This is a genomic window from Mycobacterium angelicum (genome assembly GCF_002086155.1).
GTDB lineage: Bacteria > Actinomycetota > Actinomycetes > Mycobacteriales > Mycobacteriaceae > Mycobacterium > Mycobacterium angelicum.
Map to the genome: position 1 here is coordinate 16889 of NZ_MVHE01000047.1, position 26103 is coordinate 42991.

26 protein-coding genes are annotated in these 26103 nt (G+C 65.6%); 12 read left to right on the forward strand and 14 right to left on the reverse strand.

Features of this window, described 5'->3' with window-relative positions; genetic code table 11:
* The 5 genes from BST12_RS21240 to BST12_RS21260 are packed head-to-tail and all read right to left on the reverse strand — an operon-like array spanning position 1 to position 4644.
* On the reverse strand, positions 1-1014 hold the full coding sequence (locus tag BST12_RS21240; RefSeq protein WP_245850470.1) for an MlaD family protein: 1014 nt from the start codon (positions 1012-1014) through the stop codon (positions 1-3).
* Positions 1005-2015, reverse strand: a complete 1011-nt coding sequence (locus BST12_RS21245) for an MlaD family protein (protein ID WP_083115138.1) — start codon at positions 2013-2015, stop codon at positions 1005-1007. The genes BST12_RS21240 and BST12_RS21245 overlap by 10 nt, the downstream gene beginning before the upstream one ends.
* Complete coding sequence (locus BST12_RS21250) at positions 2012-2977, reverse strand: MlaD family protein (protein WP_083115140.1); 966 nt, start codon at positions 2975-2977, stop codon at positions 2012-2014. Before BST12_RS21250 ends, BST12_RS21245 begins: the two co-directional genes overlap by 4 nt.
* Positions 2978-2980: 3 nt before the next feature.
* Entirely contained in the window at positions 2981-3835 is an 855-nt protein-coding gene (locus BST12_RS21255) for an MlaE family ABC transporter permease (RefSeq protein WP_083115142.1), read from the reverse strand.
* Positions 3835-4644: an MlaE family ABC transporter permease gene (locus BST12_RS21260; protein WP_139801818.1), complete on the reverse strand. Its 810-nt coding sequence runs from the start codon at positions 4642-4644 to the stop codon at positions 3835-3837. The genes BST12_RS21255 and BST12_RS21260 overlap by 1 nt, the downstream gene beginning before the upstream one ends.
* Before the next feature lie 359 nt (positions 4645-5003).
* Between BST12_RS21260 and BST12_RS21265 the strand changes: the two genes are divergently transcribed.
* Positions 5004-6716, forward strand: a complete 1713-nt coding sequence (locus BST12_RS21265) for a GMC oxidoreductase (protein ID WP_083115146.1) — start codon at positions 5004-5006, stop codon at positions 6714-6716.
* A 13-nt stretch (positions 6717-6729) separates the two neighbouring features.
* Here the strand turns inward: BST12_RS21265 and BST12_RS21270 are convergent, their stop codons facing one another.
* The 5 genes from BST12_RS21270 to hsaA all read right to left on the reverse strand — a co-directional run bounded on the left by BST12_RS21270 (position 6730) and on the right by hsaA (position 11134).
* Entirely contained in the window at positions 6730-7338 is a 609-nt protein-coding gene (locus BST12_RS21270; RefSeq protein WP_083115148.1) for a hypothetical protein, read from the reverse strand.
* 263 nt (positions 7339-7601) lie between these two features.
* Entirely contained in the window at positions 7602-8168 is a 567-nt protein-coding gene (gene hsaB, locus BST12_RS21275) for a 3-hydroxy-9,10-secoandrosta-1,3,5(10)-triene-9,17-dione monooxygenase reductase subunit (RefSeq protein ID WP_083115149.1), read from the reverse strand.
* A gap of 2 nt (positions 8169-8170) precedes the next feature.
* Complete coding sequence (hsaC, locus tag BST12_RS21280; RefSeq protein ID WP_083115151.1) at positions 8171-9073, reverse strand: iron-dependent extradiol dioxygenase HsaC; 903 nt, start codon at positions 9071-9073, stop codon at positions 8171-8173.
* Complete coding sequence (gene hsaD, locus BST12_RS21285) at positions 9070-9945, reverse strand: 4,5:9,10-diseco-3-hydroxy-5,9,17-trioxoandrosta-1(10),2-diene-4-oate hydrolase (RefSeq protein ID WP_083115153.1); 876 nt, start codon at positions 9943-9945, stop codon at positions 9070-9072. Before hsaD ends, hsaC begins: the two co-directional genes overlap by 4 nt.
* Positions 9946-9949: 4 nt before the next feature.
* Entirely contained in the window at positions 9950-11134 is a 1185-nt protein-coding gene (hsaA, locus tag BST12_RS21290; protein WP_083115155.1) for a 3-hydroxy-9,10-secoandrosta-1,3,5(10)-triene-9,17-dione monooxygenase oxygenase subunit, read from the reverse strand.
* Between the two features lie 162 nt (positions 11135-11296).
* Here hsaA and BST12_RS21295 point away from each other — a divergent pair, with 162 nt between their 5' ends.
* Positions 11297-12364 carry a ferredoxin--NADP reductase gene (locus tag BST12_RS21295; protein ID WP_083115179.1) on the forward strand — a complete coding sequence of 356 codons (1068 nt, stop codon included), beginning with the start codon at positions 11297-11299 and terminating at the stop codon, positions 12362-12364.
* 20 nt (positions 12365-12384) lie between these two features.
* Positions 12385-12915, forward strand: coding sequence for a hypothetical protein (locus tag BST12_RS21300; RefSeq protein WP_083115157.1), 531 nt, complete (start codon positions 12385-12387; stop codon positions 12913-12915).
* A gap of 81 nt (positions 12916-12996) precedes the next feature.
* Here BST12_RS21300 and BST12_RS21305 read toward each other — a convergent pair whose 3' ends face one another.
* Positions 12997-13872 (reverse strand): endonuclease domain-containing protein, encoded by an 876-nt coding sequence (locus tag BST12_RS21305; RefSeq protein WP_083115159.1) that lies wholly within the window; start codon positions 13870-13872, stop codon positions 12997-12999.
* Between the two features lie 104 nt (positions 13873-13976).
* Positions 13977-16082, reverse strand: coding sequence for an acyl-CoA dehydrogenase family protein (locus BST12_RS21310; protein ID WP_083115161.1), 2106 nt, complete (start codon positions 16080-16082; stop codon positions 13977-13979).
* Positions 16083-16317: 235 nt separating this feature from the next.
* Between BST12_RS21310 and kstR the strand changes: the two genes are divergently transcribed.
* Complete coding sequence (gene kstR, locus BST12_RS21315) at positions 16318-16917, forward strand: cholesterol catabolism transcriptional regulator KstR (RefSeq protein ID WP_083115182.1); 600 nt, start codon at positions 16318-16320, stop codon at positions 16915-16917.
* Here kstR and BST12_RS21320 read toward each other — a convergent pair.
* The gene (locus BST12_RS21320; protein WP_083115163.1) at positions 16914-17993 is read right to left on the reverse strand and encodes an Rv3575c family transcriptional regulator; all 1080 of its coding nucleotides are present in this window, start codon (positions 17991-17993) and stop codon (positions 16914-16916) included. The two genes, kstR and BST12_RS21320, sit on opposite strands and share 4 nt — an antisense overlap.
* A gap of 97 nt (positions 17994-18090) precedes the next feature.
* Here BST12_RS21320 and BST12_RS21325 point away from each other — a divergent pair, with 97 nt between their 5' ends.
* The 4 genes from BST12_RS21325 to BST12_RS21340 are packed head-to-tail and all read left to right on the forward strand — an operon-like array spanning position 18091 to position 21342.
* Positions 18091-18975: a metal ABC transporter solute-binding protein, Zn/Mn family gene (locus BST12_RS21325; RefSeq protein WP_083115184.1), complete on the forward strand. Its 885-nt coding sequence runs from the start codon at positions 18091-18093 to the stop codon at positions 18973-18975.
* A 7-nt stretch (positions 18976-18982) separates the two neighbouring features.
* Positions 18983-19741 (forward strand): metal ABC transporter ATP-binding protein, encoded by a 759-nt coding sequence (locus BST12_RS21330; RefSeq protein WP_083115164.1) that lies wholly within the window; start codon positions 18983-18985, stop codon positions 19739-19741.
* On the forward strand, positions 19738-20592 hold the full coding sequence (locus tag BST12_RS21335) for a metal ABC transporter permease (RefSeq protein ID WP_139801816.1): 855 nt from the start codon (positions 19738-19740) through the stop codon (positions 20590-20592). The genes BST12_RS21330 and BST12_RS21335 overlap by 4 nt, the downstream gene beginning before the upstream one ends.
* A 36-nt stretch (positions 20593-20628) precedes the next feature.
* Positions 20629-21342, forward strand: a complete 714-nt coding sequence (locus BST12_RS21340; protein ID WP_083115166.1) for a sensor domain-containing protein — start codon at positions 20629-20631, stop codon at positions 21340-21342.
* Positions 21343-21350: 8 nt separating this feature from the next.
* Here the strand turns inward: BST12_RS21340 and BST12_RS21345 are convergent, their stop codons facing one another.
* Complete coding sequence (locus BST12_RS21345; protein WP_083115168.1) at positions 21351-22256, reverse strand: hypothetical protein; 906 nt, start codon at positions 22254-22256, stop codon at positions 21351-21353.
* Positions 22257-22448: 192 nt separating this feature from the next.
* Between BST12_RS21345 and BST12_RS21350 the strand changes: the two genes are divergently transcribed.
* From BST12_RS21350 to BST12_RS21365, 4 genes are all read left to right on the forward strand, one after another.
* Positions 22449-23207 (forward strand): LamB/YcsF family protein, encoded by a 759-nt coding sequence (locus BST12_RS21350; protein ID WP_083115169.1) that lies wholly within the window; start codon positions 22449-22451, stop codon positions 23205-23207.
* On the forward strand, positions 23207-24127 hold the full coding sequence (locus BST12_RS21355) for an MBL fold metallo-hydrolase (RefSeq protein WP_083115171.1): 921 nt from the start codon (positions 23207-23209) through the stop codon (positions 24125-24127). Before BST12_RS21350 ends, BST12_RS21355 begins: the two co-directional genes overlap by 1 nt.
* A 2-nt stretch (positions 24128-24129) precedes the next feature.
* Entirely contained in the window at positions 24130-25371 is a 1242-nt protein-coding gene (locus tag BST12_RS21360) for an SLC13 family permease (RefSeq protein ID WP_083115172.1), read from the forward strand.
* Between the two features lie 51 nt (positions 25372-25422).
* Positions 25423-26103: PE family protein (locus BST12_RS21365; RefSeq protein ID WP_139801817.1), on the forward strand; the 681-nt coding region annotated here is incomplete at its 3' end.

A 26103-nucleotide genomic window follows, 5' to 3' on the forward strand; every position in this document is an offset into this window, starting at 1 on the left:
TCAGCAGTGCCTCATGATGTTCGGCAGGCACAGGTCCTGCCCGGGTACCAACCGGTGGCTCTCGTCCAGCACGACACCGTTTCCGCTCAGCATCGGCCCCACGATGTTGAGGATCTGACCGACGCCCTCGGCGGCCTTGCCGATCCGGTCGGGGTGGGTGAACAGGGTGTCGAAGATGTCGTCGATACCGTTGACCGTCGGCGCGACCTCGTGCTGGTAGAACACCAGGACCCGGTCCAGGATTCGGGTCAGTTCGCGCAGCAGCGTGAAGAACTCGACGATGTCGACGGACTTCGATGTATAGCGTTGTCCCACCAAAGCGAACTGCTCGATCAGCGCGACCAGCTGTTTGCGCCCCGCGGCCAGTGCCGCACTGGAGTCGTTGACGAAGTCCAGACCGCGGTGCAGGTTGCCGGTCATCTTGCTCAACAAGCCGGTCAATTCGCCGGCCGACCGCAAGATATCGCGCAGCGCATCAGGATATTTGTCGACGGCGTGCGCGACTTCGGTGAACGTGTCGTGGATGACCTGCCCGTCGACGTCCCTGATGAAGGGGGTCACCTCCTGGATCATGTCGCTGCCCTCGTACGGCGATTTGACGCGTTGCGGCGGAATCGCGTTGTGGCCCAACGGCGTAGCGCCCTGTGGATCGAGGGCAACGTAGTGTCCACCCAATGGGGTGAGCAGCTTGATGTCCAGCGTGGACAGCGCGCCGACCACCACCGACCGCTTGACCTCGAATTTGATTTCGACCAGCGTTCGGTTCAGCCGGACACTGGTGACCTTGCCAACCGCAACACCGGCGATGCGAACCTCGTCGCCCGCACGCACACCGCCGGAGGCACCGGCGTTTGCGGTGTAATCGGCCTGCCCAGCCGGATTGAGGTAGGCCACGCCGGTGGTGGCCAGCACAACCACGATGGCGAAGATGCCGACGATGCCCTGCCTGCGGCTGCGTGTCGCAGCGGCGCGCTCGTCGAGTGCGCGACGATACCGGCCGAAGATCACTTGCACACCACCAAATCCTGTTGGGCGAACGACACTTCGCCGATACCCGGAAGATGGACTTGGCCGTGCGAGCAGGTGAAGGCCGGCGTGGCCGGCCGGTCGTCGGCCAGTGAATCGCGCAGCCCCTGAATCAGGGCGGGCACCAGCGACAGGCCGGCGACGATCGTCGGCGACTGCGGGAACATGCGGCTCATCAGGTCGTACAGCGGCGCCGTCGAGCCGTCGAAGGTGCGCTCGGCATACTGCAGGACGTGAACGAGGCTGCGCAACAATGGCAGTTCGATATCGATCGAGGCCCGAAAGTCGTCTGCCTTGGCGGTGAACTTCGCCAGCAAGTCGTTCAGCGTGGCGATGAGGTGAAACAGCTGCTGCGACTTGCCGCCCATATCACCGGAAATCTCGCTGAGATTGCGGATCAGCACGGTGATGGCGGCCTGCCGGTTGACGGCGAACTTGGCGATGGCATCCAGATCGCGCAGCACCGGTCCCAGGCCGGAATCGTCACCTTGAATCAGCCGCAGCAGGTTCTCGCCGAACTGGTTGAGCTGGGCGGGGTCGAGCGTCTGGAACACCGGCCGAAAACCGTTGAACAGCTTGGTGATATCGAACGACGGAACGGTCTGACCGATCGCGATGGCGCCACCCGCGGGCAACCGTTGCCCCACCGCCGCCGGCTGCACCAGTTCTAGATACCGCTGACCCAACAGGTTCTGAAACCGCACGGCGACAACGGTATTGCGATACACCGGGTGGCCGTTGAGCGCGGTGAAGCCGACCCTCGCAGCGCGGCCATCCAGCCGGATGGCCTCGACCTTGCCGACCTGCACGCCGGAAATGCGCACGTCGTTGCCCACGTCCAGTCCCGATACATCGGTGAAGGTAGCGGTGTAATGCGAGACCGGTCCGCTGACCGGACTGCGCAGAGCGGTGAGCACGATGACCCCGCACACCGTGGCGACCGCAGTGAACACGGTCAGCCACAGCACCGATCGCGACACCTTCCTCATCGGCCACCCTCCAGGATGACCTCGGTGCGCATCCGGACCTCGCCGTCGATGACTGTGAACGCGGCGCCGGTGCGGTCGAGCAGGCCGGAAAGCCGGTCATAGGCCGGCGCCAGGCTGCCGACGGCGTACATGGCCGGGACGTCAACGTTCATGATCGCGCCGAGCAGCTGGACGAGCCATGGATTGTTGCGCACAGAGATCTGGCCGGCATCGCGCAACAGCTGACCCGTTTGGCGCATAACCAGATTCGTGCGTGCCACACCACCCGGAGCTACGAGCGGATCCAGCGCGTCAAGCATTCCGGGTGCCAGACCAACCGCGGGCAGTGCGCCGGCCAGGCCGCCCAGGAAAGACGACAGCACCGAAAGCGATTGTGAGACAGGCACTGTCTGTGCGTCGGCCAAGCTTTTGGCGAGGTCCAGGCCGGCCCTGGCCGTTGGCTCGACGATGCCGGCGTGCCGGCGCAGCACCTCGATGACGTGGTCGAATTCCGGGGTGTCGAGGACGCGGCTGATGCGTTGTCCCTGACGCAGCAGCCCCGTCACCGATGCCGCGTCGGCGTCGGTGCGCAAGACCAACGTCTGATTCGGCCGCAACGGCGACCCCTTGCCCTCGCTGACGAGTTCGACTGCCGCCGTGCCGAATACGTTCGACGACGTGAACCTGGCGATGGTGTCGGCGGTCAGTACCCTGGCTTGGCGCGGGTCGAGAAGCACCGTCATCGTCTGCTTGTTGTATCCGGTGGCTTCCAGCTTCTTGACCGACCCGATGGCCAGCCCGTGAAACTTGACCTCGGCACCGGGCGCCAAACCTTCGCCGATCGTGTTGGCGACCACGGTCAGTTTGAACGTGTCGTCGTAGTTGCCGGTGGCGGCCTGGTGGAGGACGGCGCCGACGACGGCCAGCACTGCGGCGACGATCAGGCCCCGGATGCGAAGGGATTTCGAGCTGGGTGCTGCCATGGCCTACCCCGACAACTTCAGGCCGGGATTATTGCCCCAGAACAACAGGGTGAGCACCATGTCGGCGATGACGACGGTGATCAGGCTGGCCCGGATCGCTCGTCCCGAGGCCTGGCCGACGCCCTCGGGGCCGCCGCCTGCGTAATAGCCTTCGTAGCAGTGGATTACGACGATGAGGGTGACGAAAATGATCGCCTTGAGCACCGAGAAAGCCACGTCCGACGGTTGGATGAACGAGTCGAAATAGTGGTAATAGGTGCCCGACGCTTGATGCAGCTTGACCACCAGCGCGCAGGACAGGTAACTCAGGGCCAGGGCCAACAGGTAGAGCGGAACGATGGTGATCATGCCAGCGATGACGCGAGGGGTCACCACATACGGAATCGACGGGATGCCTTGGGCTTCGAGCGCGTCGATCTCGTCTGCGATGCGCATGGCGCCGATCTCGGCGGTCATCCGGGTACCGGCCTGGGCGCCGAACCCGATGGCCGCGATCATCGGCGCCATCTCCCGGGTGTTGGCGTAGGCGGAGATGAAGCCGGTGAGTGGCCCCATGCCGACCATGTCCAGCACCGCATAGCCTTCGACGCCGACCGAACCGCCGATCGCCGCACCCATGAACGCCAGTACGCCGATGGTGCCACCACCGACGACGAGCGAACCGTTGCCCCAGATCATGTCGACCAGAATCGCTCCGGTGTGGCGACGGTAGCGCGCGACTGTGCGCGGGATCGCGCCGAGCACCAACCCGAGGAAGGTCGCTTGGTGTCCGAGGCGCTCGAACACCGCGCCGCCGCGGCCGGCCACCCGCAAGGAGGCGGCCAGTCCGTGCGGTAGATACCGCGAAGGCGTTGCCATCAGCCGACTTTCGCCGGCATGAACAGGGTGACGAATTCGGTGATCACCAGGTTGAGCACGAACACCGTGACCACGCCGAGGACGACGGCCGCGTTGACGCCGTCGGCGACCCCGCGCGGGCCGCCCTTGGTTTCCAGACCGCGCTGGCAGGCGATCAGGGTCACGATCACGCCGAACAGCCACGTCTTCAGTAGCGCCACCACCACGTCGGCAACGGTGGCGAATGATCCGAACGAGGCGATATAGCTTCCGGGAGTGCCGGATTGGAAGCCCACATTGATCACGTAGCCGGCGGACAGACCCATGAAGATGATGAAGATGCACAGCGCCGGTGACACCAGCAGTATCGCCGCCAGCCGAGGCGTGACGAGCCGCTGCACCGGATCGATACCCATGACACGCAGCGCGTCAACCTCGTCGCGAATGCTGCGCGCGCCGAGGTCGGTGGTTATCGCCGCACCGGCCGCACCACCTAGCAGCAGTGCGGCCACGATCGGCGCGGCCTGCCGGATGACGCCGAGGCCGCCGGCCGCCCCGGAGATCGACGTGGCACCCACCTGCTGGATGACGCTGCCCACCTGCACCGCGACGATGACTCCGAACGGGACGGAGATCAGCAAGGCCGGAATCGCGGTGACACCGACTATGAACGAGGCCTGGTTGAGGGTGTCGCGCCACGGATGGCGCAACCGCACCAGGTCGGTGATCAGGTAGACCACGGCCTGCGCGGCCAATTCGAAGAACCGGCCGAGGGTCTGTAGTGAACCGTCGACCTGCCCCACAACATAGCGCCGCGGTCTGGCGACCATCTCGGCCAATGGCGCGCGAAACCGCCCGTCTGCCGCCGACTCAACCAGGAAATCTGGTCTTGTAAACAAAAGCGACATGACGGTTTCCTTGCTCGCCGGGTGATTTACGGATGTTATTGATTTCGCCCCGAAACACACCGGCCAATATCGGATCGTTATCTAATCGTTATAATTGATGTTTGGCATTGCTGCAGGTTGACGAAGTAAATGCGGTCGACAATGTGTTGCAATGACAGGGTTATGACCTTTCGTGTAAATCGAATGGACACTGGCTTCTGGATAACTTTTCCGGCCCCTTCCCGAAATTCCTTATAAGCGTCTACGCTGCGGTACTTATTCATCAGACGGAGGTTGCTGTCATGGCGGAAACGGCCGAGGCGCTCGCGACATCAATGGATGCGCTGCGCGACGAATACGACGTGGTGATCCTCGGTTCGGGCTACGGCGGGGCCATTACCGCGGCCCGCCTGGGAGTGGCGAACGCGGCCGCGGGCGGCAAGCTCGACATCGCGGTGCTGGAACGCGGCGCCGAACATCCGACCGGCAGCTTCCCCGAATCCGAGGCGGCCGCACTCACCGAGCTTCGTTCGCCGTTGAATCCGTTGGGCCTGATCGAGGTTGAGCGGTTCAAGAGCATCGACGTGATCCACGCGAACGGACTCGGCGGCACCTCGCTGATCAACTTCAACGTCGCGATCGTGCCGGACCGGGAAGTGTTTCTGGCAGCGTGGCCCCGGGAGTTCCGCAATCTGGTCGAACAACAGCGCGACGGCGTGGGCGGCCTGGAGGAGTACTACGCGCGGGCGCGGCGCATGCTAGGGGCGGTGCGTTACGGGGAGGACGTGCCGTTGCGCCGCGTCGAGGCATTCCGCCAGATCGCCAAGAACGCCGGCGCACAAATGCAGATCCTCGACATCACCGTCAGCACCGAGGACCGGATCACCAAGTACGGCGTGCAGCGTCGCCGCTGCCCCAACCACGGCGGCGACGGCACCGGGGACAACACGGGCTCGAAGAACACCCTGATGACCAACTACCTACCCATGGCCGCGCATTTCGGCGTCCAGTTGTTCCCCGGCATCGAAGCACAACGCATCGAACCGACCGACGACGGCCGGTGGCGGGTGATCGCACGACGCACCGGCGCACAGACCGACGTCGTCGTCACGGCCCGGCGTGTGGTGGTCGCGGCGGGCACGCTGGGCAGCAACGCGATCTTGCTGCGCTCGAGTCAGGCCGGGCTGCAAATGTCGACGCGGCTGGGCAAGAATTTCAGCGGTAATGGCGACAACTTCGGCATCGCCTACAACACCGATATGCGAACCGATACGCAAACCTGGGCAACCACCGACGGGCCGCCGCGCTGCGAACTGGCGTGCGGGCCGAGCATTACCGCCGCCATGCGCTTCGGTGCCGACCAGTCCGATTTGCGCAAACGGTTTACCGTGCAGGACCTTTCGCTGCCTCGAGCGCTCACCGACAGCTTCCGGTTCGGCCTGATGGGCCTGGCCGCCACCAGCTATCGCGACTACCGCAGGGCCAAGCTGGAGCGGTGGAGCCGCGACATCACGTTCAACACCGACGGAGCGATGAACCACTCGCTGGGATTCCTGATCATGTTGCACGACAACTCCGATGGCGAACTGGTGCTGCGCAACAACGGCACGGTGAAGATCGATTGGCCGGGGGCGCCGACGGAGCGGATCTACCGCGACGTCGATGCGATCATGAAGCCCGCGGTCGAGGCGATCGGTGGCACCTACATGAAGAACCCACGTTGGGATAAGCGACTTCTCGGCAAGCACCTGATCACCGCGCACCCGATGGGCGGGTGCGCGACTGCCGACAACGTCGACGCGGGTGTCGTCGACCACGCCGGCCGGGTTTTCCGGCCCGATGGCGGTACCTACGACGGGCTTTACGTGTGCGACGCGTCGGTAATCCCCCGGGCGATCGGCGTCAACCCATTCCTGACCATCTCGATGTTCGCCGAACGCACGGCCGAACTGCTGCGCGAAGAACTCGGCCTGCCCGGCTATGACCCGGCCGTCGAAGCCGACGACCGGGTCTAGCCTTCGCGAAACGCTAAGTGCGCAAAGCGAAGAAGCCGATCATCTCGTAGCGGCCCCGCGGCACCTTGAACAGGATCTTGCCGAGATACGTTCCCGGCACCACCTCGACGAGTTCGTCGCGGATGCTTCTGATGATGAGGTACGGGTTCTCCTTGACGTCGGAGTAGTCGATGACCATGACCTCGACGCCCGGGTCGCACTTGCCGGCGTCGCGGTAGGTCTTGAAGTCGAAGGCGAGTTTGCCGTCGGTGCCGTCCTTCATCTTGTACAGCGGCCACAGCAGCTTTGACGGCAGCTTCGCCGCGGAGATGATCCGGTTGTCACCGGTGCGGGCCTCGGAGTCGAATCGCTTTCCCTGCCAGGGCATCCACAGGCCGGTGACGAACCGTACGGCCGCGTCGACGAGCGGGTTCGTCGTCGTCATCACGAGGATGCCGTTAGTCGGACCGTCGAGGCTGGCCGGCGCTGTTCCGAGTTTGAAGATCGCGTTGAGTTGCGCCTCGGCGGCCGCACTGTCGGATTTCGCTTGTTCTTTGAGATCAACGATCCACTGCCAGGCCTCGTCGGCGGCGTCGCGGGTGCGCAGCTCGGAAACGCGAGATTCTGCTGTTTGAATTGACATTTCTTACCCTTGTCTGTGGTCAGGACCCCCAGATGTTAACGCCGCAAAACCCGGCAGGGAACAGCTTTTCTATAAAATGTTTGCGCAGGTCAAGCGGTACAAATATTTGACAATACGTGTCAAATTCGTTTACAAAATTGATTCGCCATTGGTGGTTCCCAGGTGCGGTTAGCCGTGCGGTCAACCATGTTGCTCTTCAATACGCGCTGTCGCCGGCGATACCGCGTTTGCAGTTCGAGTGGGCACCCGCGCCCGCCATGCCGCTAAAGCCAGGTGTCCTGCGTGGTGGTGGTGAGAAACGCCTCCAGGTCGTCGCGCCACTGCGCCGGCGTGGTCTTGTCCGGCTCGATCCCGGTGTAATCGCCGCGATAGAACAGCAGCGGGCGCGGTTTGACCTTGGGGACTTCCGACAACGACTCGACCGCGCCGAACACCACGAAGTGGTCGCCGCCGTCGTGCACGGATGCCACCGTGCAGTCGATATAGGCCAGCGAGCCGTCGATCACCGGTGATCCGAGTTCGGAAGGGTGCCAATCGATTCCGGCGAACTTGTCGGGTTCCTTGGACCCGAACCGGGCCGAGACGTCTTTCTGCTGCTCGGTAAGCACGTTGACGCAGAACCGGCCGCTGGCCTCGATGGCCTTCCAGGACCGCGACACCTTGGTGGGGCAGAACAACACCAGCGGCGGGTCCAGCGACAGCGCCGCAAAGGACTGGCAGGCAAAGCCGATGGGCACGTCGTCGTGCACGGTGGTGATGATCGTGATCCCGGTGCAGAACTGGCCCAGCACGCTACGGAACGTGCGCGGGTCGATCGGCGCCCCAGCCATGGTTAGCCGCGCATGCCGACAGTGAAGTCGTGACCCCACAGGCTGACGGCGGTGCTTTCCCTGGCGATCCAGTCGTGATCGTCGACTTGCCTGCCCTCGCAACCGAATTCGACGTCGAACCCGCCGGGTGTCTTCATGTAGAACGACAGCATCAGGTCGTTGACGTGGCGACCGAGGGTGGCCGACATCGGCACCTTGCGCCGCAGCGCGCGGTCCAGGCACAGACCGACGTCGTCGGCACTTTCCACCTCGACCATCAGGTGCACGATGCCAGTTGGGTTGGGCAGCGGCAGGAACGCCAGCGAATGATGCCGGGGGTTGCAGCCGAAGAAGCGCAGCCAAGCCGGCGCCCCGTCGGCGGGCCGTCCCACCATCTGCGGTGGCAGCCGCATCGAGTCACGCAGCTTGAAACCCAGCACATCCCGGTAGAAGTGCAGCGCCTCGGCGTCGTCGCGGGTGGTCAGCACCACGTGTCCCAGGCCTTGGTCGGCGGTGACGAACTTGTGCCCATAGGGGCTCACCACCCGGCGGTGTTCCAGTGCTGCGCCGTGAAAGACAGCCAGCGGGTTGCCCGACGGGTCGGAGAACAGGATCATCTCGTCGACTCGCCGCTCGGCCAATTGCGCGGCGGTGGCCTCCTTGTACGGCATGCCCTCCACATCGAGTCGCTGCCGGATCTCTTGCAGCCCTTCGGCATTCGCGCATTCCCAGCCGGCCTCGGCCAGCCGGTCATGCTCGCCGGGCACGATCACCAGACGGGCCGGAAAGTCGTCCATCCGCAGATATAGCGCACCCTCGGTGGTGCCTTTACCCTCGATCATGCCGAGGACTTTCAGGCCGTACTCCCGCCACGCACCCATGTCGGTGGCTTCGATGCGCAGATAGCCCAGTGACCGGATGCTCACCTCGCACCTCCCAGGAAATCGATGGTCAGCTTGTTGAATTCGTCGAACTTCTCCACCTGAGCCCAGTGTCCACACTGCCCGAACACATGCAACTGCGCACGCGGGATCGTCTTGAGCGCCACCAGCGCGCCGTCCAGCGGGTTGACCCGGTCCTCCCGGCCCCAGATCAGCAGCACCGGCTGGCGCAGCTTGTACACCTCTCGCCACATCATGCCGAGCTCGAAATCGGCCCCCGAGAACGACATTCCCATCGCACGCGTCGCGGTCAGCGATTCCGGCGTGCTCGCCAGCTCGAAGCGCTGGTCCACCAATTCGGGCGTGATCAGTTTCTGGTTGTAGACCATTACCCGCAGGAACGCCTCGAGATTCTCCCGGGTGGGCGCCAGGGAGAACTTGCCCAGCCGCTTCACGCCTTCGGTCGGGTCCGGCGCGAACAGGTTGATACTCAGCCCGCCCGGTCCCATCAGCACCAGCCGCCCGGCCAGGTCCGGGTAGTCCAGCGCGAACCGCACCGCGGTGCCCCCACCTAATGAGTTGCCCACCAACGGAACCCGGCTCAGGCCCAGCTGTTCGAAGAGGCCCTTCAAAGCCCTGGCGGCATACCGGTTGAACTGCCCGTGCTCGGCCCGTTTGTCGGAGTGCCCGTAGCCGGGCTGGTCGACGGCCAGCACGTGGAAGTGCTGGGCCAGCACCGCGATATTGCGCGAGAAGTTCGTCCAGCTCGACGCGCCCGGACCGCCGCCGTGCAGCAACACCATCGTCTGGTCGTTGCCTGCGCCGGCCTCGTGGTAGTGCAGCTTCAGCGGCCCGTCCACATCCACTTCCGCGTAACGCGAGGTGGATTCGAACGTCAGCTCCTCGGTAGCTGTCATGGGATTAAACCATGGTGTCGCCGGGCGGCAACCCGAACTCGTTGTTGCCGAAGATCACGTACGCCCGCTCGGGGTCGTTGGCCGCATGTACCCGGCCGGCGTGCGCGTCACGCCAAAAGCGTTGCACCGGTGCGTCACTGGCCAGTGCGGTAGCACCGGATGCCTCAAAGAGGCGGTCGATCGAGGCGATCGCACGCCCAGTGGCACGCACCTGGTCACGCCGCGCCCGAGCGCGCAGGTCGAACGGAATCTCCTTGCCGGCGGCCAACAACGCGTACTCGTCGCCGACATTGCCCATCAGCTGACGCCAGGCCGCGTCGATGTCGCTGGCCGCCTCGGCGATGCGAACCTTGGCAAACGGGTCGTCCTTGGCCTTCTCTCCGGCGAACGCCGCGCGCACCCGCTTGCCCTGATGCTCGACATGTGCGTCATACGCCCCGTAGGCCATGCCCACGATCGGCGCCGAGATGGTGGTGGGATGCATTGTGCCCCAAGGCATTTTGTAGACCGGAGCGGTGTTGGTCTGCAGGCCCCCGGCGGTGTGGTCGTTCATCGCCTTGTAGGACAAGAACCGGTGCCGCGGCACAAAGACATCCTTGACCATCAACGTATTGCTGCCGGTGCCCTTCAGCCCGACCACAAACCAGTTGTCGTCGATCTCGTACTCGGTGCGCGGAATCAAGAAGCTGCCGAAGTCGACCGGCCGGCCGTCTTTGATGACCGGACCACCGACGAAGGTCCAGGTGGCGTGGTCACAGCCCGACGACCAGTTCCAGGCCCCGTTGACCAGATAGCCGCCGTCGACCACGACGCCGGCGCCCATCGGCGCGTAGGACGACGAGATCCGCGTCTTGGTGTCCTCGCCCCAAACCTCTTCCTGCGCCTGCTGGTCGAACAGCGCCAGGTGCCAGTTGTGCACGCCGACGATCGAGCTCACCCAGCCGGTGGAACCGCACGCGCTGGCCAGCCTTCGTGTCGCTTCGTAGAACAAGGTGGGGTCGCATTGCAGGCCGCCCCACTGCTCGGGCTGCAACAGGGTGAAGAAGCCGACGTCGTCGAGCGCCTTGATGGATTCGTCGGGGATTCGGCGCAGATCCTCGGTCGCCTGCGCCCGGTCCCGAATCTCGGGCAGCAGATCATCGATGGCAGCAAGAACCGACTGCGCATCACGCTGTTGAATGGACGTCACTTACGTTTGCCTCCTGGGAGAGCGTGATTGGGCTCGTGATTGGCTTAAGGAAAGACTAGAACACGTTCCGATTTGTGTCGAGCAGGGTATTCCTGCGCCTGGTAGCGATACGAATCGGGTTTTCTGTAACATGTTCTAGTTGCTAGAAAGGTGGGCCGCTTCTTGACCGACGCGATACCCGACGAACCGCTCGGCGACCACGTCCTCGAGCTGCAGATCGCCGACGTCGTCGCCGAGACAGACGACGCCCGGTCGCTGGTGCTCGCCGTTCCGGATGGGGCCAACATCGCGGCGGACCGGTTGCGTTACGCACCCGGCCAGTTCCTGACGCTGCGCGTCCCCAGCGAACGCACCGGGTCGGTGGCACGCTGCTATTCGCTGTGCAGCTCGCCGTTCACTGACGACGCGCTGACCGTCACGGTCAAACGAACCGCGGACGGATACGCGTCGAACTGGCTGTGCGACAACGCCCACAAAGGCATGCGCATCCACGTGCTGGCCCCGTCGGGCAACTTCGTCCCCAACACCCTCGACGACGACTTCCTGCTGCTGGCCGCGGGCAGCGGCATCACCCCCATCATGGCGATCTGCAAGTCGGCGCTGGCCGAAGGCAGCGGGCAGATCACCCTGATCTATGCCAACCGGGACGACCGCTCGGTGATCTTTCGCGACGCGCTGCGCGAGCTGGCCGCGAAATATCCCGACCGGCTCACGGTGGTGCACTGGCTGGAATCGCTGCAGGGCCTCCCGAGCGCGACCGCGCTGGCCAAGCTGGCCCAACCGGGCACCGACCGGCCGGCGTTCATCTGCGGGCCCGGCCCATTCATGGAGGCCGCCCGCGTTGCCCTGGAAACGCTGAAAGTGCCTGCGCGCCAAGTACACATCGAGGTGTTCAAGTCGCTGGATTCCGACCCGTTCGCCGCGGTCAAGATCGAGGACACCGGTGACCAGCCGCCCGCCACCGCGGTGGTCGAGCTCGACGGTGTGACACACACGGTGGAGTGGCCGCGCAGCGCCAAACTGCTGGACGTACTGCTGGCCAAGGGCCTGGACGCGCCATTCTCCTGCCGCGAAGGCCATTGCGGGGCGTGTGCGTGCACGCTGCGCAGCGGCAAAGTCAACATGGAGGTCAACGACGTACTGGAGCAGCAGGATCTCGATGACGGGCTAATTTTGGCCTGTCAATCTCATCCGGAATCTGATTCGGTAGAGGTGACCTACGACGAGTAGTCGCGAGTGAGGGGAGCGGGATGAAGCGGCTGGTTCCTGGTTTCGCAGTTGTGGGCCTGATGCTCATGTTGCTGCCCACCCCGATCTCGGCCGCTGGAAGCAACACCGCTACGACGCTTTTCCCGGTCGACGACGCGACCCAACTCGAGACGCACACGTTTCTCAATTGCCACCCGAACGGCAGCTGCGACTTCGTGGCCGGCACCAACCTGCGCACCCCAGACGGCCCGGCCGGCTTCCCGCCCAGCCTGTGGGCGCGGCAAACCACCGAGATCCGGCCCACGAACCGGTTGATGTATCTCGACGCGCACGCCACCAGCCAGTTCGAGCGGGTCATGAAGGAGGGCGGGTCCGACGTCATCACCACCGTGTACTTCGGCGAGGGTCCGCCGGACAAGTACCAAACGACCGGCGTCATCGACGCGACCAGCTGGTCGACCGGGCAGCCGATGACCAATGCCAACGTCATCGTCTGCACCCACATGCAGGTGATCTACACCGGGGTCAACCTCACCACCCCCAGCACCTGTGCACAGGCGAACTTCGGCTAAGCCGCCCGGCGTTGCGCCGAGGCTGCAAATTTGCAGACAAAGTGCGAGTACGGGCCTGCAAAATTGCAGGCTCGGCGAAAGCTAGCCGGCCAACGCAGCAACCGTCGCCAACTCCGGCCGCCAACCCCTGGCCAGAAGTGCGCGCCGCACGCGATCGATAACCTCTTCAGGCTTGTCCTCAGCGATCACCCGGATAACGATCCAGCCCATCTCTGCCAGCTTGCGGAGCCGCCACTGGTCCTTGGCGTATTGGCGCCGGTCGCTGCGATGATGATCGCCGTCGTACTCGACGGCAACGCCGAACTCCGCCCAGCCCATGTCGAGCATGGCCAAGCTCCGGTAGTTGTCGTTTACCGGTATCTGTAAGGCGGGCGTGGGCAAGCCCGCGTCGAGCACCACGAGCCGCAGCCAAGTCTCCTTTGGCGACGCGGCGCCCCCGTCAACCAACGGCAACGCGGCACGCAGCCGGCGTATGCCACGAGCGCCCGGGTATCGATCGGCCAGCTGCAATACTTTCTCGGCCGAGAACGGTGTGGCCCGCATCAAGGCGTCGAGGCGCGCAACCGCCTGTCCACGCGGCAGATGGCGGCCCAGATCGTAGGCCGTTCGGACCGGGCAGGTGACCGGTAACCCGCTGACGCGGGTGCGCTCGTCGTCGGCGAGCGTCTGGTCGCGGGTAACAATCCCTCGTGGTGGGCGGGTGCCCGACCAGATCAACTCGATCGGGGCATCGGCGTCCACCCAGTTGGCACCGTGTAGTGCCGAGGCCGCGACACCGGCGATGACGGCGCCACCGCGAGACCACAACAATGCGCCCATCGTCCTGTCGCGCAACGAAAGCTGTCGATTCCTTGGCGCGTACACGCCCGGAAAGATCGGGCGATACCAACGCTGCAGCTCGTGTCGCGTTACTCCGCCCCCCGCAACCGCATCGCTGCCTCTGAAGACCATCTGCATGGCCAAATAGTGGACTCGGCCTCCGACAACTGCGCCGAAGCTGCAAATTTGCAGACAAAGTGCGAGTAGAGCCCTGCAAAATTGCAGGCTCGGCGAAACACGACTTATCTAGGCAGACCCAGCAGCCGCTCGGCGGCCACGGTCAGCAGGATCTGCTCGGTACCCCCGGCGATAGTGAGGCAGCGGGTATTCAGAAAGTCGTGTACCGCAACGTTTTCCACGAGGCCACCACCCTCGGAGACGTCCATCATGAACTCCGCCAGCGCCTGCCGGTACCGGACGCCGATGAGTTTGCGCACGCTGGACTGCGAGCCCGGATCCTGACCACCCACGGCCAGCTGAGCGATCCGCTGGTCCAGCAGCGCACCGGTCGCAGCCAGCAGGATCAGCCTGCCCAGCCGATCCTCTTGTGCAACATCGAGATTCAGCTGCGCGAGTACCTTGAGCAGCTCTTCCATCGGGTTGCCCAGCGCGGTTCCGGTGGCCATCGCCACCCGCTCGTTGGCCAGCGTGGTGCGCGCCAGCCGCCAGCCGTCGTTGACGTTCCCGACGACCATCTCGTCGGGAACGAACACGTCATCCAGAAAGACCTCGTTGAACAGCGAATCCCCGGTGATCTCGCGCAGCGGGCGAATCTCGATGCCCGGCGATTGCATGTCCATCAGGAAGTAGGTGATGCCCTTGTGTTTTGGCGCATCCGGGTCGGTGCGGGCCAGGCACACCCCCCAGCGCGCCTTGTGCGCCGCCGACGTCCACACCTTCTGCCCGGTAAGCAGCCAGCCGCCCTCCCCGCGGACCGCTTTAGTGCGCAGCGAAGCCAGATCAGACCCCGCACCCGGCTCGGAAAACAGTTGGCACCAAAGGAATTCACCGCGCAGGGTGGCCGGCACGAAGCGCTCGATCTGTTCGGGCGTGCCGTGCTCGAGGATGGTCGGCGCGGCCCACCAGCCGATCACCAAGTCCGGCCGCACCACTCCGGCCGCCGCCATCTCCTGATCGATCAGCAGCTGCTCGGCCGGCGCTGCGGCGCGTCCGTACGGCGCGGGCCAGTGCGGGGCCAGCAGCCCAGCTTCGGCCAGGGCAACCTGGCGCTTCTCGACGGGCAGCGCGGCAACCTCGGCGACGGCAGCTGTGATCGCGGGCCGGCGGCCCTCCACTTCGGAGAGATCCAAGCTGAGGCGACGACGCACACCGGCCTGAGTCAGCGCGGTGACGCGGCGCAGCCAGCGCTCGGCGCCGCCCAAGAACCGCCCGATGCTGTGCGCCCGGCGCAGATACAAATGCGCGTCGTGCTCCCAGGTGCAACCGATCCCGCCGAGCACCTGGATGCAGTCTTTGGCGTTGGCCTTCGCGGCGGCGATACCGAGGCCGGCGGCCACCGCGGCAGCGATGGAGAATTGCCCCGCGTCATCAGGCTCGGAGGCACCCCGAGCTGCATCTGAAGCCACCACCTCAACCTGCTCAGCACGGCACAGCATCTCCGCGCACAAATGCTTGATGGCCTGGAAGCTGCCGATCGGCTTACCGAATTGCTCGCGCACTTTGGCGTAGGCCACTGCGGTGTCCAGCGCCCATCGGGTCACCCCGGCCGCCTCGGCGGCCAGTACCGTCGCGGCGAGATCCACCACACGCTGCCCTGGCACTGAAACCGCCGGCGCGTCCGTCAGCTCCAGCCGTGCCAGGGGCCGGGAAAAGTCGGTGGCCCGCAGCGGCTCCAACCGCACCCCGTCGTCCTCGGTGTCGACCAGTAGCCAGTCCCCACCGGCCGGCAACAGCACGACGCCGCCGGGTGCGCCACCGAGCACCAGTTCGACGGTGCCGGATGCGGTCTGGCCGGCGAATCGCACGTCGGCTTCCAGTGCCAGCCCGGCGAACCGTTCGCCGGACACCAGGGCAGCCAGCAGGCCGGGCTCCTCGACGACGAGGGTGGCCAGCGCGGTGGTCGCGACCGGACCGGGCACCAGCGCCTTGGCCGCCTCTTCGACCATGGCGCACAGGTCTTCGACGCTGCCGCCGGCGCCGCCACGGTCCTCGGGGACGGCCACGCCGAACAGTCCCAGGTCGGCCAGACCGGCGAAAACGGGGCGCCAGGCGTCGGCGTCTCCTTGCTCGATATTGCGGCTCGCCGTCGCTCCCGATGCCGAGGTGCGGGCCCAGTCGCGCACCAACTCGCGTGCCGCAAACTGTTCGTTAGTGACGGTCGCTACCACCTGCGGACCTCCCCGTCGTGAATTTCACAGGACAAGAAACCTTTCCCGCCCACTAGAACGTGTTCTAATAGTGCAAACGACCAACCGTCAAGTTGACACCTATTACGCCAGTACACGCCGTTGTCCCGGCAGCGGGGAGGTGGAAGATTAACGCCGCGAATGCGTATCGTTTGCGAACATACCGCCCGGAAGAGGAGCTGCCCGCTACATGTCACAACCTCGCGAGGTCATGAACGTGGCGGTACTGGCTGAGTCCGAGCTGGGCTCGGAAGCACAGCGGGAACGCCGCAAGCGCATCCTGGACGCCACCATGGCCATCGCCTCCAAAGGTGGGTACGAGGCGGTTCAGATGCGGGCCGTCGCCGACCGGGCCGATGTCGCGGTTGGCACGCTGTACCGCTACTTTCCGTCGAAGGTGCACCTGCTGGTCTCGGCGCTGGGCCGGGAGTTCAGCCGCATCGACGCCAAGACCGACCGCTCTGCGGTACTCGGCGGAACTCCGTTCCAGCGGCTCAATTTCATGGTCGGCAAGCTCAACCGTGCGATGCAGCGCAATCCGCTGCTCACCGAAGCGATGACGCGTGCCTACGTCTTCGCGGATGCGTCGGCGGCCAGTGAGGTCGACCAGGTCGAGAAGCTCATCGACAGCATGTTCGCCCGCGCCATGAGCGACGGCGAACCCACCGAGGACCAGTACCACATCGCCCGGGTGATTTCGGACGTGTGGCTGTCGAATCTGCTGGCATGGCTCACCCGGCGCGCGTCGGCCACCGACGTCAGCAAGCGACTGGATCTGGCCGTGCGGCTGCTGATCGGCGACAGCGAAGCCAGCTAAGCGGGCGGTCCGGAGGTACGGCCGCGCACCAGCTCGGTGTCCAGCAGCTCGATCACGGGCAGGCCGGAACGCGGCGGTTTTTGTACCAATTCCCCGGCCCGGCGGCCCTTCTGCAAGCTCGGTTGTGCGACCGTGGTCAGCCCCCGGCTGATCGCTTCGGGGACCCCGTCGAACCCGGTGACGGTCAGCTGACCCGGCACGTAAATGCCATGTGCCCGAAGGTAATCCATTGCCGAGAGGGCCAATATGTCGGCGGTGCACATGAGCGCCGTTATCCGCGGATTCGCCTCCAGCGCCACCTTGGCGGCATCGCCCCCCGATGTCGGCAGGTGCTCGTAGCTTTCCACCACGGTCAGCGAATCCGGTTCGACGCCGGCGGCGGTCATCGCGTCCCAGACACCCATGATGCGCTCGCGTTGCACGTCGAAGGTCGGCGACTTCAGCCGCTCGGCGTCCACCAGGTCCTGGCGCCGGTCCCGGCCCAGCCGCATGGTCAGCAATCCGATCTCGCGATGCCCCAACCCGAGCACGTAGTCGGCGATCTGGCGCATCGCCGCGCGGTCGTCGATGCCCACCCGGGACACTCCGGCCAGGCCCTTGGGCTGATCGACCACCACGACGGGCAGCCGCCGCTGCAATACCACCTGTAGGTAGGGGTCGTCGTCGCACACCGAATACACCACGAAGCCGTCCACCCCGGCCGACAGCACGGCAGCGGTGTTGTCCTCGAGGCTGCGGCTGGAGCCGACCGCCACCAGCAACAGCCCCTGGCCCAGCTCTTCGCAGGACTGCGCCACTCCGGCAACGAAATCGCGCGCCGCCGGGTCGCTGAAGAAGTAGGTCAGCGGTTCGGCCATCACCAGGCCGACGGCTCCGGCTTTGCGGGTCCGCAAGGATCGCGCCACCGGATCCGGGCCGGCGTAGCCCAGCCGCTTCGCGGTGGCCAGTACCCGTTCGCGTAGGTCGGCGGAGAGCTGGTCCGGCCGGTTGAAGGCATTAGAGACGGTGGTGCGCGACACCTTGAGCTCGGCCGCCAACGACGCCAGAGTCGCCCGCCTGCGCGGTGTTGGACTCACGTTCGGTGAGGCTACAGCGGGTGGGCGGGCACGGCTACGCGACTCCGTCACCCCGCTTTCTAATGGAAACGATTTTCATTATTATCAAGCGGTGCGAATGGTGTTTGCTGCCGTGCTCGTCTGCGTGCTCGGGGCACCGATCCTGACGGGCTGCGGATCCGACGGCCCGGCTCATCCCGGTGCCACTACCGTGGTGGCCTCCACCGACGTGTGGGGCAGTGTGGCGCGCGCGGTCGCCGGCGACCGGCTCACCGTCAGGTCCATCCTGACCGGCGCCCAGGCCGATCCACACTCCTACCAGGCCAGCCCGGCCGATGCCGCCGCGATCGCCGACGCGCGCCTGGTGATCTACAACGGCGGCGGCTACGACCCGTGGGTGGACCGGGTACTCGCCGGCCATCCAGACATCCAGTCGATCGACGCCTATTCGCTGCTGGGCGCCACCACCGGCCGCCCCGACGAACACGTCTTCTACAACTTGAGCGTCGTCAAGGCCGTCGCGGTGTCGATCGCCGCCCGGCTGGCGACCATCGACCCCGCCAACGCGGGTTACTACCACGCCAACGCGGCAGATTTCGGTCGCGGAGCCGATGCCGTCGCCACCGCCGAACAAGCCATCGCCACCAACTACCCTGCAGCGGGTGTCATCGCGACCGAGCCGGTGGTGAACTACCTGCTGGCGGCGTCCGGTCTGGTCAACCGCGCTCCGAGCACCTTCACCGAGGCCGACGAAAACGACGACGACCCCTCCCCCGCCGACATGGCCGCCATCCTCGACCTGATCGATCGGCGTGAAGTCTCGGCGTTGCTGATCAACCCACAGACCTCGAGTGCGGCCATCAACGGTCTGCAAGCCGCCGCCCGGCGCGCCGGGGTGCCGGTGGCCGAGGTCACCGAGACGTTGCCGCACGGCACCGACTACCTGACCTGGCAACGCGACACCGTCGACCAACTGACGGCCGCGCTGCGGTCGAACCGCTGATCCGCAGGTGGACCTCGACAACGCGGTTGCGCTCACCGGTGCCCGCCTGGCATTCGGCGATCGGCTGCTCTGGGACCACCTCGACCTGACGGTGTCGCCCGGTGAGTTCGTTGTGGTGCTGGGGCCCAACGGCTCTGGTAAGACCTCACTGCTGCGGGTGCTGCTCGGCCAGCTGGCGCTGAGCGCCGGGACCGCAGTGGTGAGCGGACGAATCGGCTATGTGCCGCAACACAATCCGATCGACCGCGAGGTGGTGCTGCGTGGCACCGACCTGGTCCGGCTCGGCGTCGACGGGCGGCGCTGGGGCCCCATGCCGCTACGAGCCGGTGAGCGGGCCCGACGGCGGGAGGCGGTGCGACGGGCGCTGCACCAGGTCAACGGGGAACAGCTGGCCGATGTCCGGGTGGGGCTCATGTCCGGCGGCGAGTTGCAGCGGATGCGCATCGCCCAGGCGCTGGCCAGCGACCCGGCGCTGATGCTGTGCGATGAGCCGCTATTGGCCCTCGATCCCGCCAATGCCCGGCTGGTCGCGGCGCTGATCGACCGGCGCCGCCGAGAAGCGGGCACCGCGATCATCGTGGTCACCCATGAGGTCAACCCGTTCCTGCCGTATGTGGATCGGGTGCTCTATCTGGTCGACGGCCGGTTCCGGATCGGCACCGTTGACCAGGTGATGACCTCGGCGACACTCTCCGCGCTGTATCGGGCCGACATCGAAGTAGTACGCGCCAAGGGCAGCTACGTAATCGTCGGAGAGTCCTCGTGAACACCCGGCTAGCCGACATGCTGGATCACCTCTTCTCCTTCGACCTGACCATGCATCTGCTGCGGCACGACTTCGTTCAGCAGGCGTTGGTGGCGGCCGCGCTGCTGGGATTGGTGGCCGGACTGATCGGGCCGTTCATCGTGATGCGACAGATGTCGTTCGCCGTGCACGGTTCCAGCGAATTGTCTTTGACCGGAGCCGCTTTCGCGTTACTGGTTGGTTTTCAGGTGGGGGTGGGCGCGCTTGTCGGCAGCGCCCTGGCCGCCGCGCTGTTCGGCATTCTGGGCCAGCGGGCCCGCGAGCGCGACTCGGTGATCGGCGTGGTGCTGGCCTTCGGGCTGGGCCTGGCGGTGCTGTTCATCCACCTCTACCCGGGCCGGACCGGAACCAGCTTCGCACTGCTGACCGGCCAGATCGTCGGCGTCGGTTACTCCGGATTGGCCATGCTCGCGGTGGTGTGCGTGCTCGTCGTCGCCGTGCTGACGGTCTGCTACCGACCGCTGCTGTTCGCCAGCGTCGATCCGGAGGTGGCGGCGGGTTACGGCGTGCCGGTGCGCACCCTGGGCATCGTGTTCGCCGCGCTGGTCGGTGTGGTGGCGGCTCAGGCGGTGCAGATCGTCGGCGCCCTGCTGGTGATGTCGTTGCTGATCACCCCGGCGGCCGCAGCCGCCCGGCTGGTCGCCGCGCCGGTTGCCGCGATCCTGACCTCGGTGGCATTCGCCGAGGTGGCCGCGGTTGGTGGGATCGTGCTGTCACTTGCCCCGGGGGTGCCGGTGTCGGTGATTGTGGCCACCATCTCGTTCGTGATCTACGTGATCTGTTGGCTGCTCGGGCGCCGTCTGCGGCGCTGACACTAAGCTGGTCGCACACAATTAGGGGAGGAACCAGTGCGCCAGCACATCGCTGCGATCACCGCCTTGGCCGGTACGTGTTTGCTCGTGGTTGGTTGCACCAAAATGGTCGACGGGAATGCCATTGCCGCCGACACCTCGGGACCGTTGAACCAGACGCCGATTCCGGTATCCGCCCTGGACAACTTGCTGCTGGACACCAGTGAGATCAACACCGAGCTCGGCGCCACCTCAATGAAGGTGTGGTTCAACGCCAAAGCGATGTGGGACTGGAGCCAGAACGTGGCCGACAAGAACTGTCTGGCCGTGGACGGCCCCGCCCAGGACAAGGTCTACGCCGGCACCGGGTGGACCGCGATGCGGGGCCAGCGTCTCGACGACAGCGTGGACGACTCGAAGAACCGCAAGCACTATGCCATTCAGACGGTCGTCGCCTTCCCGAGCGCCAAGGACGCGAATTCGTTCTACGACAGCCAGGTGCAGAGCTGGAATTCGTGTTCCAACCGCCGATTCAACGATGTCAGCCCCAATCAGCCCGACACCGTGTGGACAGTCGCCGCGGCAACCAACAACGACGGCACGCTGAGCACCTCACAGGTGCAGGAGGGTGGCGACGGCTGGGCCTGTCAGCGTGCGCTGACCGTGCGCAACAACATCGCCGTCGATGTGGTCACCTGCGCCTATAGCCAAAAGAGTTCAGTGGCAACCGATATCGTCACCCAGATAGCCGCCAAGATCGCCAAGCAGTAGGCGTCAACCTACTTCTCGTTTTTCGTCGGCGCCCAATAGAAGAATCCCGGCCCGGGTACCGATGAGGCGATCAACAGAAATATCAGGTACGGCAATAAGACGCCCACGAGCAGGGCGAAAAAGGCCGCCAAACCGCCGGGTGTCGAGGTTTCTTGACCAATGATTATGCAACACAGCGATCCAAAGAATGCCATAGGCGCCGTTAATACGATCGCGCTGACGAACGGAATGCGCCGAAGCCGCCGGGCCATGACGGTCTCTTCGCCGACCAACGGCCTGCCCGCCGTTAGATCCCGGTAGTACCGCAGAATTCTTATTCCGATGACGGCGGCACTGACCACCGCAATCAAGCCGAATATCGACCACAGCACGGCGTCCAGTTGCCGCGGCAGGTGCACGCCAAATTCATGCATCCGTGCGACATAGTTCAGCGAATTGCGGGTTAACAGCAGCGATACCGTCACGATTGCGATGAGCACCAGCGAATTGCCGAGATGCACGAGAGATTTGCGGTCGCGAACGTCCGCATCCGCTGCGTGCGCCATTGTCCAGGCCAAGCCGGCGATCATGATAACGAAGCCCACACCCAACATGCCATTAGCCGCCTGGCTCTGTGTCAGAGCAACACCGCACACATATTGTCCGTCCGGCGGTACCTGGCCATTACGCACCGGCGGCGCGATCGCCGCTATGCTGCCGAATAGATTGGATGCGAGCGCGAGGACCAGCACCCCGGGCGCGAACAGCGCAACTGCGTGCAGGGCTTTCTCTTCTGATTTTTTTCTGCCAAGCAAGAATGCAATCGCGGTAATCGTGAATCCCGCCAGTACGGTCGCCAGGTTCGCATTCAGCGTCGCTGAGACGATTACACTCCACGGTGCATGCGCATTTCGGCAGGCTTGATCCAAATCCATGATGCATCCTCTCGCGCACCCAAGGCCGCCGCTCCCCGCCAGGGCGGCCCTACCGGCAGGCTAGGTGGATCTCTACCAGGATCAGGCTCACGACATGGGCGGAAATGCGAATGTACGCAGAACTTGCCGCACCGCACGCCGAGAGCCGCCTCGATCAGGTCATCGCCAGCATCCCGCAATAAGCTGGCCTGCGTGGCTGCTATCGACCTCAATGCCGACCTGGGCGAGGGATTCGGCGTGTGGCGCCTCGGCGACGACGACGCCATGCTCGGGATTGTCACCAGCGCCAATGTGGCGTGCGGCTTTCATGCCGGCGATCCGGCAGGGTTGTTGCGGGTGTGCCGGTCGGCGGCCGAACGCGAGGTGCGGATCGGCGCGCAACTGAGCTACCGCGACTTGGCCGGGTTCGGCAGGCGTTTCATCGACGTGACCGCCGAAGACCTGTTCGCCGATGTGGTGTATCAGATCGGTGCCTTGCACGCGATCGCGCAGGCTTGCGGCTCTGCGGTGGTCTACGCCAAACCCCATGGCGCGCTGTACAACACGGTTGTGACCCATCGCGAGCAGGCCGCCGCGGTAGCCGAGGCGGTGGCCACGGTGGACGACATGCTGCCGGTGCTGGGCATGGCCGGTTCGGTGCTTTTCGAAGAGGCCGCGCGCGTTGGCCTGCGCACCGTTGCCGAGGCGTTCGCCGATCGCGCCTACCGACCCGACGGGCAGTTGGTGTCGCGTCGCGAACCGGGCGCGGTGCTCGACGATCCGGACGCGATCGCCCAGCGCGTTCTGGGCATGGTGACCACCGGCGAGGTCACCGCGATCGACGGCACCCGGGTCGCCATACCCGTGGAATCGGTTTGCGTGCACGGTGATTCACCGGGGGCGGTACGGATCGCGGCTGCAGTGCGCGATCAGCTCGAGTCGGCCGGTACCGAGATCAAGGCATTCTGCTGATGCGGCTGAAGCTGGGTCGTCCAGATATCGGGCGGTATTCCGGCCGGTTCACCGTGCCGGCGGCGGCGCCCGATGCACCGCTATCGGCGACCTGGCTGGGTGTCGCAACGGTACTGCTCGATGACGGCTCCGAAGCGCTGATGACCGACGGCTACTTCTCCCGGCCCAGTCTCGCGCAGGTGGCCCTCGGCAAGGTGGCCCCGTCGGCGGCGCGCGTCGACGGCTGCCTGGCGCGGGCCAAGGTGTCCCGGCTGGCCGCGGTCATTCCGGTGCACACGCACATCGACCATGTGCTGGATTCCGCTGTGGTGGCCGACCGTACCGGCGCACAATTGGTCGGCGGCGAATCCGCGGCCAACGTGGGCCGCGGATACGGACTGGCCGAGGACCGTTTGGTAGTCGCAACCTCCGGCGAACCAATCGCGTTGGGCGCCTTCGAGGTAACGCTGATCGAATCACACCACTGTCCCCCCGACCGGTTTCCAGGGGCGATCGACGCTCCGGTGCAACCGCCGGTGCGGGCGTCGGCCTACCGGTGCGGCGAAGCCTGGTCGACGCTGATTCACCACCGGCCGTCCGGCCGACGACTGCTGATTCAGGGCAGCGCCGGTTACGTCAAGGGTGCGCTGGCCGGCCGGCGCGCCGATGCGGTTTACCTCAGCGTCGGGCAATTGGGCCTGCAGCCGCGCCCGTATCTGGTCGAGTACTGGACCGAGGTCGTGCGTGCGGTGGGCGCGCGCCGGGTGATTCTCATTCATTGGGACGATTTCTTCCGCCCGCTGTCAAAGCCGTTGCGGGCCTTGCCATATGCGGGCGACGACCTCGACGTGTCCATCCGCATCCTCGACGAGCTGGCCGCCCAGGACGGTGTCGCACTGCAGCTGCCGACGGTGTGGCAGCGCGAGGACCCCTGGGTTTAGCTTTGGCACTGGCCGTTTCGCTGATTCTGCTCGGCGTCGTCCTCGGGTTTGCCGTTGCGCGTCCACGAGGATGGCCCGAAGCGCTGGCGGCAGTCCCGGCGGCCGGCATCCTGATCGTCAGCGGGGTGATCTCGCCGCGGCAGGCGATGGCGCAGGTAAACGGGCTGGCCGGGGTGGTCGCGTTCCTGGGCGCGGTATTGGTGCTGGCCAAACTGTGCGACGACGAGGGTCTGTTCGAGGCGGCCGGTGCCGCGATGGCGCGCACCAGCTCCGGTCCGCACGGCTTGCTGCGGCAGGTGTTCGTCATCGCCGCGGTCATCACCGCGACACTGAGTCTGGACGCCACCGCGGTATTGCTGACGCCGGTGATCCTGGTGACGGTGCGCCGATTGCGAACCCCGGTGCGCCCCTACGCCTATGCCACTGCCCACATGGCGAACGCGGCCTCGCTGCTGCTGCCGGTGTCGAACCTGACCAACCTGCTGGGCTATCACGTCGCCAACATCTCGTTCGTCAAGTTCACCATGGTGATGACGTTGCCGTGGCTATCCGCGGTGGCCGCGGTGTATCTGGTCTTCCGGTGGTTCTTCGCCAAGGATCTGCGTACCGAACCCGATCGCGAGGAACTCGGCCCACCACCGCGACCACCGGTGTTCGTGCTGGTGGTGGTGGCGCTGACGCTGGCCGGGTTCGCCGTCGCCGAGTCGCTGGGGGTTGCCCCCGCGTGGGCCGCGATCGTCGGCGCGTCGGCATTGGCGGTGCGTGCGCTGTGGCGGCGGCATACCTCGGTGCTGGATATCGCGCGTTCGGTGAACGTGTCGTTTCTGGTGTTCGTCCTGGCGCTGGGCATCGTGGTGCAAGCGGTGATGATCAACGGCATGGCCACCCGAATGTGTGCCTGGTTGCCCACGGGTTCGGGCCTGGCGGCCCTGCTCGGTATCGCCGCGGTGGCCGCGCTATTGGCCAATGTGGTGAACAATCTGCCGGCGACTCTGGTGCTGGTGCCGCTGGTGGCGGCCAGCGGGCCGGCCGCGGTGCTGGCGGTGCTGATCGGGGTCAACATCGGCCCCAACCTGACTTATGTGGGCTCGCTGTCCAACCTGCTGTGGCGGCGCGTTTTGCGCCAGCATCAGGTGCCCGCCAGCGTCGGCGAGTACACCCGTCTGGGGCTGTACACCGTGCCGACGGCCCTCGTCGCGTCGGTGCTGGCGCTGTGGTTGAGCGTGCGTGTGTTGAGTGTGTAATGGTTCGTGAAAGGCCGAAAGGCGTGCCCCGCCCCGCGATACGGTAGGCCGATGTTCATGACGGCGCAGCCCGCACTGATGGCTGCGGCGGCAACCGATCTTGCGGCTCTTGGCTCCAGTCTCACCGCGGCCAACACAGCCGCAGCGGCCCCCACGGGCGCAATACTCGCCGCGGCTGGCGACGAGATATCGGCGGCAATCGCAACGGTGTTTTCCAATCACGCGCAGGCCTATCAGGCGCTGACCGCGCAGGCGGCGGCGTTTCACGATCAATTCGTGCACGCCTTGGCCGGCAACGCGGGTTCCTATGCCGGCGCTGAGGCTCTGAACGCGTCGCTTCAGACGCTGGGGCAGGACGTCCTGGCGGTGCTCAATGCGCCCACCCAGACGCTGTTTGGGCGCCCACTGATCGGCAACGGTGCCAACGCCGCGCCCGGCAGCGGTCAAGACGGCTCGCCCGGCGGAATCCTGATCGGCAATGGCGGGGCCGGCGGGTCCAGCGCTGAGGGCACAGGCCGACCTGGCGGCAACGGCGGCGCCGGCGGACTGCTGATCGGCAACGGAGGTACGGGCGGCGCTGGCGCCGCGTCGAACTCGGGCATCGGTGGGACCGGTGGACAGGGCGGCAACGCCGGCCTGCTTGGTTCCGGAGGCGCCGGCGGCACCGGCGGGCAAGGCCTCACCAACGGGGGGGCGGGCGGAGCGGGAGGTCGTGGCGGGCCCCTGTTCGGC

Excerpts from the sequence above, each read along its gene's own strand:
- BST12_RS21260 (WP_139801818.1), bottom strand. The coding sequence starts at position 4,644 with ATGGTCGCCAGACCGCGGCGCTATGTTGTGGGGCAGGTCGACGGTTCA.
- BST12_RS21325 (WP_083115184.1), top strand. The coding sequence starts at position 18,091 with ATGGTGTTTGCTGCCGTGCTCGTCTGCGTGCTCGGGGCACCGATCCTG.
- BST12_RS21345 (WP_083115168.1), bottom strand. The coding sequence starts at position 22,256 with ATGGATTTGGATCAAGCCTGCCGAAATGCGCATGCACCGTGGAGTGTA.
- hsaB (WP_083115149.1), bottom strand. The coding sequence starts at position 8,168 with ATGGCTGGGGCGCCGATCGACCCGCGCACGTTCCGTAGCGTGCTGGGC.
- BST12_RS21265 (WP_083115146.1), top strand. The coding sequence starts at position 5,004 with ATGGCGGAAACGGCCGAGGCGCTCGCGACATCAATGGATGCGCTGCGC.
- BST12_RS21245 (WP_083115138.1), bottom strand. The coding sequence starts at position 2,015 with ATGAGGAAGGTGTCGCGATCGGTGCTGTGGCTGACCGTGTTCACTGCG.
- BST12_RS21305 (WP_083115159.1), bottom strand. The coding sequence starts at position 13,872 with ATGCAGATGGTCTTCAGAGGCAGCGATGCGGTTGCGGGGGGCGGAGTA.
- BST12_RS21255 (WP_083115142.1), bottom strand. The coding sequence starts at position 3,835 with ATGGCAACGCCTTCGCGGTATCTACCGCACGGACTGGCCGCCTCCTTG.
- BST12_RS21300 (WP_083115157.1), top strand. The coding sequence starts at position 12,385 with ATGAAGCGGCTGGTTCCTGGTTTCGCAGTTGTGGGCCTGATGCTCATG.
- BST12_RS21355 (WP_083115171.1), top strand. The coding sequence starts at position 23,207 with ATGCGGCTGAAGCTGGGTCGTCCAGATATCGGGCGGTATTCCGGCCGG.
- BST12_RS21270 (WP_083115148.1), bottom strand. The coding sequence starts at position 7,338 with ATGTCAATTCAAACAGCAGAATCTCGCGTTTCCGAGCTGCGCACCCGC.
- BST12_RS21250 (WP_083115140.1), bottom strand. The coding sequence starts at position 2,977 with ATGGCAGCACCCAGCTCGAAATCCCTTCGCATCCGGGGCCTGATCGTC.
- hsaD (WP_083115153.1), bottom strand. The coding sequence starts at position 9,945 with ATGACAGCTACCGAGGAGCTGACGTTCGAATCCACCTCGCGTTACGCG.